General features: G+C 69.2%; 6 protein-coding genes. All 6 read left to right on the top strand.

All coding sequences use genetic code 11. From position 1 onward, the window contains the following. On the top strand, positions 1-399 hold a 399-nt coding region (locus D7W79_RS44055; protein ID WP_158617153.1), incomplete at its 5' end, for a hypothetical protein. 272 nt (positions 400-671) lie between these two features. Then, positions 672-1,670 (top strand): hypothetical protein, encoded by a 999-nt coding sequence (locus D7W79_RS37655; RefSeq protein WP_120530093.1) that lies wholly within the window; start codon positions 672-674, stop codon positions 1,668-1,670. Positions 1,671-1,800: 130 nt separating this feature from the next. Beyond that, a complete protein-coding gene (locus D7W79_RS37650) occupies positions 1,801-2,283 on the top strand; it encodes a SpoIIAA family protein (RefSeq protein ID WP_120530092.1) in 483 nt (160 codons plus the stop codon). 386 nt (positions 2,284-2,669) lie between these two features. Continuing rightward, positions 2,670-3,515, top strand: a complete 846-nt coding sequence (locus tag D7W79_RS37645) for an SDR family NAD(P)-dependent oxidoreductase (RefSeq protein ID WP_120530091.1) — start codon at positions 2,670-2,672, stop codon at positions 3,513-3,515. Next, positions 3,512-3,955, top strand: coding sequence for a MarR family winged helix-turn-helix transcriptional regulator (locus D7W79_RS37640; protein ID WP_147442248.1), 444 nt, complete (start codon positions 3,512-3,514; stop codon positions 3,953-3,955). Before D7W79_RS37645 ends, D7W79_RS37640 begins: the two co-directional genes overlap by 4 nt. Positions 3,956-4,155: 200 nt before the next feature. Continuing rightward, positions 4,156-5,986, top strand: a 1,831-nt coding sequence (locus tag D7W79_RS37635) for an MG2 domain-containing protein (protein WP_244222191.1), incomplete at its 3' end; no start/stop codon positions are given.

The raw sequence follows: 5,986 nt of genomic DNA, 5'->3' as shown, positions 1-5,986 counted from the left end.
ACCCAGGCCCCCGCGCCCATCCGCGCGGAGCCCACCTCGCCGGACGCGGCCCGTCCGGTGGAGGTGCTCCGGGTGTCCGCGCGCAAGGTGCGAGGGGACGCCGAGCTGAGCCGGATGGCCGGGCCGGCCCTGCTCGCCCGCGCGACGGATCCGATCGCCATCGAGGTGCAGACCCAGGAGCCCCTGGGCTCGCTGGAGCGCTCGTCCTCGCCGGAGATCTACCTCAACGGCGAGCGCGTCGGAGACACCTGGGCGGTGCCGCCCGACCGCCTCTTCGTCTTCCTGCCGGACGCCGCGTCGCTCAAGGACGCGAACGAGGTGACGGTGGCCTGGCTGGGCAACGAAGCCCAGACGCGCTCCACCCGTCCAGCCACGCTGACCCGCCAGATGCTGCCCTGAGCGTGAAGCCGTGCTGATTCCGGGCGCGGGCCGTCCCCTCATGGGGGAGGGCCCGCGCCCTTTTCATGCCGGGCTCACGGCGATTCCGTCAGTTCAGGTTCAAGGGTTGGGCGGATGGGTGTCACCTTCCAGAGTTGCCCTGAGTCATTGCAGCCTGTCTTGTCGAGCGTGGGGATGTTGTTGGCCTTGTTGTCATTGACGATGTCCAAGTGTGGCAGGCAGCGCACAGGTCCGTCCGCACATCACTAGGTTCCTCCTTTGAAGGAGGAACCATGGCAACGCACCTCAAGCCCCCATCCCAGGGGCTGCTTGATCGGAAGGACCCAGCCGATGCCGGCTTCATCTCGGGCTGGGCGTTCGACGTCTGCTGGAAGGACCTGCAACCGACGCCGGACAAGCTCGTGCTCGACGTCATCCATGAGCAGCTCCAGAAGGCCCGCATGTGGGGCAACAAGTCGCTGAAGATCCGTCTGCGGTGCGCGCAATGGACGCCCCCATGGGTGCTCGATGCGGCGGGCAGGTTCAAGCTGTTGTTGAAGGACTCACCCACTTCGCCTCCCCAGGAGGTCACCGTCGGCAAGTGGTGGACCCGACCCTACAAGGACGCGTACCAGCATCTGCTGAACCTGCTCGCGCAGCAGCACCACTGCGATGACGAGCCGCTCATCCGCTCGGTCGTGGCCAGCATGTGCACGGCCCTGAGCTATCCGGAGACGTACCTGCGGCACACCGGGGACTCTCCGGAGAACGGCCAACGGCTGCTGGATGCGGGCTTCTCGGTGCCGGCGGACCTGGATGCGCACATCTTCCAGGCCATGGCCCACAAGAGGGCATTCCAGCACACGCGCTGCTCCATCGCCTTCAACCCGTACCAGGCCGTGCAGCCGGATGGGACCACGCGGCAGGATCTGTGCACCACGCTGGAGCAGCTCACCCACCTGCGGCAGCTGCTCGGCGACCAGCTGATCATCGAGAACTACTCGCTGCGGGACCAGGGCACCTCGCACGACCCGCTGAGCGCTGATTACGAAGCACTCTGGCACGCCATGAAGAATGCCGGCCCGCCCATCGGCTTCCAGACGGCGGCGACGAAAGAGAAGCTCGGAGATCCCGTGACAGTCATGCGCCTGGCGGACAGCCTTGGCGCCAACCACGTGGAGCTGCTCGTGGGCTACGAGTCGATGGACGGCATGGACTGGGCGCACTGGAACACCGTGTTCCAGCACAACCCGACGGGTGCATGGGAAGAACAGCAGCCCTCTTGGGTGTAGTGGGCGGGAGCAGAGCGCCTGTACGCGTCACTGTGTCGGTCTCTCTTCTAGCGCCTGACATCCCGCCTCCGGCCATACCGGGAGTGCAGTGGTTTGCGACAGCCCCTCCCCCCGGGAGAGCATGGCCCCAATGACTGCTTCTTCCGAGCACGGAGGCGTGGCGGCGCTCGACGCACCGGATGTCGTGGGCGCCTTCAAGGGCCGCACGCTGGGCGTGGCCATGGTAGGCAATGTGCTGGTCCTGGCGCACAACGCACTGCCGCCCGCGCAGGACGAGTGGGTCCACTACTGCGACCTCGTCGGCCAGAACATCACCACCATGAGAGCACAGCTCGTGGTGGCGGAGGGGCACGGCCCGAACGCCCCCCAGCGCCAGCAGGCGCTCGACCAGGGCGCAAAGGTGAAGGGCGCCGCCATTCCGCCCACGGCCGTGCTCACCCGCTCGCCGCTGGTGCGCGGCATCGTCACCCTCTTCAACTGGTTCACCCCCAAGGCCATGCGCGCCTTCCCTCCGGAGGATCTGGAGGCCGCGGCCCGGCACCTGAAGATGAGCGACGCCGAACTCCGGCGCCTCGTGGACATCGCCCACGCGCTGCGGCCTCAGGAGGCGTGACCCCTGGCGTCCGGCGTCCCTCTGTCCGGAGGGATACGCGTCGAACGCGCTCGCGGGGAACGGGAGCTGGGTGGCCGCGGTGGCCGCCGTGAAGGCCGCCTGCTTCGTAAAGACCTGGGCAAGGCCCTCCTACCGCGTGCCGAGCACCGCCGCCTCTTCGTCCTGCATCGGGGCGCCGCATGAAACCAGGACTCCACAGCCAAGAACCCACATCGACCTGAACACGTTCATCGCCGCTGCTCCTCTCAAAGTGCCTGAGCGTCCGGATTGAATGGCTCACACCATGAGTGAAGTGACGACCCGACAAGCTTCAGGGCTCGCGGAAGCGCTTCCACGGCCCTGCAAATCAGTTGACAACTGGCAACCAATTTGCCGATTGTTGCCTCATGTCAACCATCGAGCGCAAGACCGTCGTGCTGACGGGTGCATCCGGAGGCATCGGTATGGCCACCGCCAAGGCGCTCACCGAGCGCGGGTTCGAGGTGATCGCCGTGGTCAGGGATCCGAGCCGCGTGCGTGACGTCGGAGCCGTGTTTCAGGCCGACCTCGCCAACCTGGCGGACGTCGTCCGCGTGGGTCGAGAGCTCGCCGAGAAAGTGCCGCGCATCGATGTCCTCATCAACAATGCCGGTCTCCACGCCTTCTCCCAGCGCACGACCGTGGATGGACTTCCGGTGATGGTTGCGGTCAACCACGTCGCGCCGTTCCTCCTGACGCACGCACTGTTGCCGAAGCTGCGCGCGTCGAGGGGGCGCATCGTCCACGTCGCGTCCGACGCCCATCGCCGTGTGACCACGCTGTCGCTGCCCGACGATCTGGTGCGCACCGCGCAGTTCAGTGCGCGAGAATCGTCGTTCTTGTACGCGCAGTCGAAGCTTCTCGGAGTGCTCTTCACGAAAGCCCTTGCGCGTCGTCTCAACGGCACCGGCGTCGTCGCCAACAGTTGTTGCCCTGGTCTCAATGTCACCGGTCTCGGACGCGAGAGCCGAACGTTCGCCGCGCTCGCGAAGGTGCTCGCTGCCGTGGGCGCGTTCTCGCCAGCATCTGGCGCACGCATCGTGGTGCGGCTCGCAGCCGATCCCGAGTCTGGCTCGACGAGTGGGACGCACTTCTCGCGCGATGGCAGCGTGAAGGTCGACACGACACTCGTCGCGAACGTCGCACTTCAAGAGCAACTGTGGGCAGAAACCGCTCGGCTGCCCGCGGTTTCGAGCCTCGGTGACTTCCGGTGAGCCGCGCGCGCCAGCAACTCGTAGCGCAGGTCGGAACAGAGCTTGGTGAACTCCTCTCTGATGCACGGGCGGTCATCAATCGAGCCGCCATGGCTTTTGCCATGGACCTGCCCGGACTCCGGCCGGCGGCGTTCCACGTCGCGCGCCATCTGAGTTCAAACGGGCCTGCTCGCCCCACCGAGCTCGCCGCCGCGCTGGATGTCGACAAGGGCGCTCTCAGCAGGTTGATATCGGACCTCGAACACGCAGGTCTCGTCACCAAGGGGCCCCACCCCGACGACGGTCGCGCAATCGCCGTGGCGCTAACACACGCGGGTGAGCGGCGCGTGGCCCGAGTGCTCGCTGACAAGGGAGCGGAGCTCACCCAGCGCCTCACCCGCTTCGACGACGGCGAACTCGTGACGCTCGCGGGCCTCTTGCGCCGACTGAACGAGCGGTGAATCAAGGCGCCCCGCGACGCGGGGTCCCGCTGCGCCGAACACTGACGCTCGCCCGTTTCAGGCGGATGGAGCGGGACCCAAGTGGGGACCAGGGCCGGAGTTGGCGCGTGAGCGCCTCGAGTCGCGCCTGGAAGTCCCTGTCGGCGCATCCCATGCGGGAGGGCTAGAACTTCTGGCGTGCTCGCCCGTTGAGTGACGCCATGGCCTTCCACGTCCCGCTTCCCCTGCGCGCGCTGCTGCCCCTGGGGTTCACTGCCCTCCTCGTGATGTTGTCGCCCCGGGTCCTCGCGGCCCGGGCCACCACGCGCTCCCTGGGCGGCGAGAACCGCTACCTGACCCATGTCACCACCGACAAGCCGCTCTACCGCCCAGGAGAGCAGGTGCTGGTGCGGGGCCTGGTGCTGGAGGCCTTGAGCCGAAAGCCTTACGCGGGCTCACTCCAGGCGCAGCTGGAGGTGCGCGGGCCCAAGGGCGATGTCGTCACCACCAGCACGGCGTCCACGGCGGACGCCGTCTGGGGTTACGCCTGGCCCATCCCCGCCGGCCAGCCCGGCGGCGAGTACACCCTGCGCGTTACCTACCCGTGGACGGGCGCGGCCCCCGCGGAGCGGAAGTTCGACGTGCGCGCCTACCGGGCCCCCCGGCTCAAGTCCCAGATCGAGTTCCTCCGGGACGGCTACGGGCCGGGCGACACCGTCACCGCCACGCTGGACGTGAAGCGCGCGGAGGGCGGCGTGCCCGAGGGCGCGAAGGTGACGGCCACTGCGCTCGTGGATGGCGCCACCGTGGCGCAGGTGCCGTGCACGGTGGACGCGAAGGGGCGCTGCACGGTGCGCTTCCCGCTGCCCCCGGCGATGGAGCGCGGCGAGGGCACGCTGGCCTTCACCATCGAGGACGGAGGCGTGGTGGAGTCCGCGGCGAAGACGATCCCCATCCTCCTCCAGACGCTGGACCTGGCCCTGTACCCGGAGGGCGGCGACCTGGTGGCGGGGCTCGCCTCGCGCGTCTACTTCGAGGCGCGCACGCCCGCGCGCAAGCCGGCGGACCTGGTGGGCCGCGTGGTGGAGGTGGACAGCGGCCGGGTGGTCGCCCGCGTGCGCTCGGAGCACGAGGGCCGTGGCCGCTTCGAGCTGACCCCGCAGGCGGGGGTGCGGTACGCGCTGCGCATCGACTCGCCGTCGGGCATCCAGAAGCGCTTCCCTCTTCCGGAGGTGAAGCCGACGGGCGCCGTCATCCGCGTGCGCGAGGACGTGGTGCCCGCGGGCCGGGCGGTGCAACTCGCCGTGGGCCTGTCCGGCGTCGGCCGCGCGACGGTGACGCTGAGCCAGCGCGAGGTGCGCGTCGCCTCGGCGGTGATGGGCGATGTGAAGGGCGGGCCGGTGACGCTGGACCCGGGTGAGGCGGACGGCGTGCTCGTCGCCACGGTGTGGGACCACGACGGGCGGCCGCTCGCGGAGCGGCTGGTGTTCCGCCAGCCCTCGAAGGAGCTGACGGTGGAGCTGAAGGCGGACCGCGAGCGCTACGTGCCCGGTGGCCCGGTGCGGCTCACGGCCCGGACGACGCGCGGCGGCCAGCCGGTCTCCGCGCTGGTGATGCTCACCGTGACGGATGACGCGGTGCTGGAGCTGCAGGAGAAGCGCGACCAGGCGCCGCAGCTCCCGGTCATGGTGCTCTTGGAGCCCGAGGTGAAGGAGCTGGCCGACGCGCAGCTCTACCTTGATGCGAAGAACCCCAAGTCGAAGCTGGCGGTGGACCTGCTCCTGGGGACGCAGGGCTGGCGGCGCTTCGCGCTGACCGACACGCAGGGCTTCCTCGCCCGCCATGGTGACGCGGCGATGCGCGTGCTCGCCGTGCGCTGGCCACAGGAACCCGTCCGCAAGCCCCGGCCGACCGTCAGCAGGGCGGGACGCGGCGCCGTCGCCGCGGGTGCGGCGGACGCGATGGGCGGGGCACAGCCCCTGATGGACCGGGACGTCGTGCTCGAGGAGGACGCCATTGCCGACCAGGCCGAGGGCGCGGTCCTCCCCGGCA

The sequence above is a fragment of the Corallococcus exercitus genome (genome assembly GCF_003611585.1).
GTDB classification, from domain to species: Bacteria; Myxococcota; Myxococcia; order Myxococcales; family Myxococcaceae; genus Corallococcus; species Corallococcus exercitus.
Note: the sequence above shows the minus strand (reverse complement) of the source record. Positions and strands in the feature narration are given on the sequence as shown.

Coding starts and splice junctions, on each gene's coding strand:
- D7W79_RS37655 (WP_120530093.1), top strand. CDS start 672: ATGGCAACGCACCTCAAGCCCCCATCCCAGGGGCTGCTTGATCGGAAG.
- D7W79_RS37650 (WP_120530092.1), top strand. CDS start 1,801: ATGACTGCTTCTTCCGAGCACGGAGGCGTGGCGGCGCTCGACGCACCG.
- D7W79_RS37645 (WP_120530091.1), top strand. CDS start 2,670: ATGTCAACCATCGAGCGCAAGACCGTCGTGCTGACGGGTGCATCCGGA.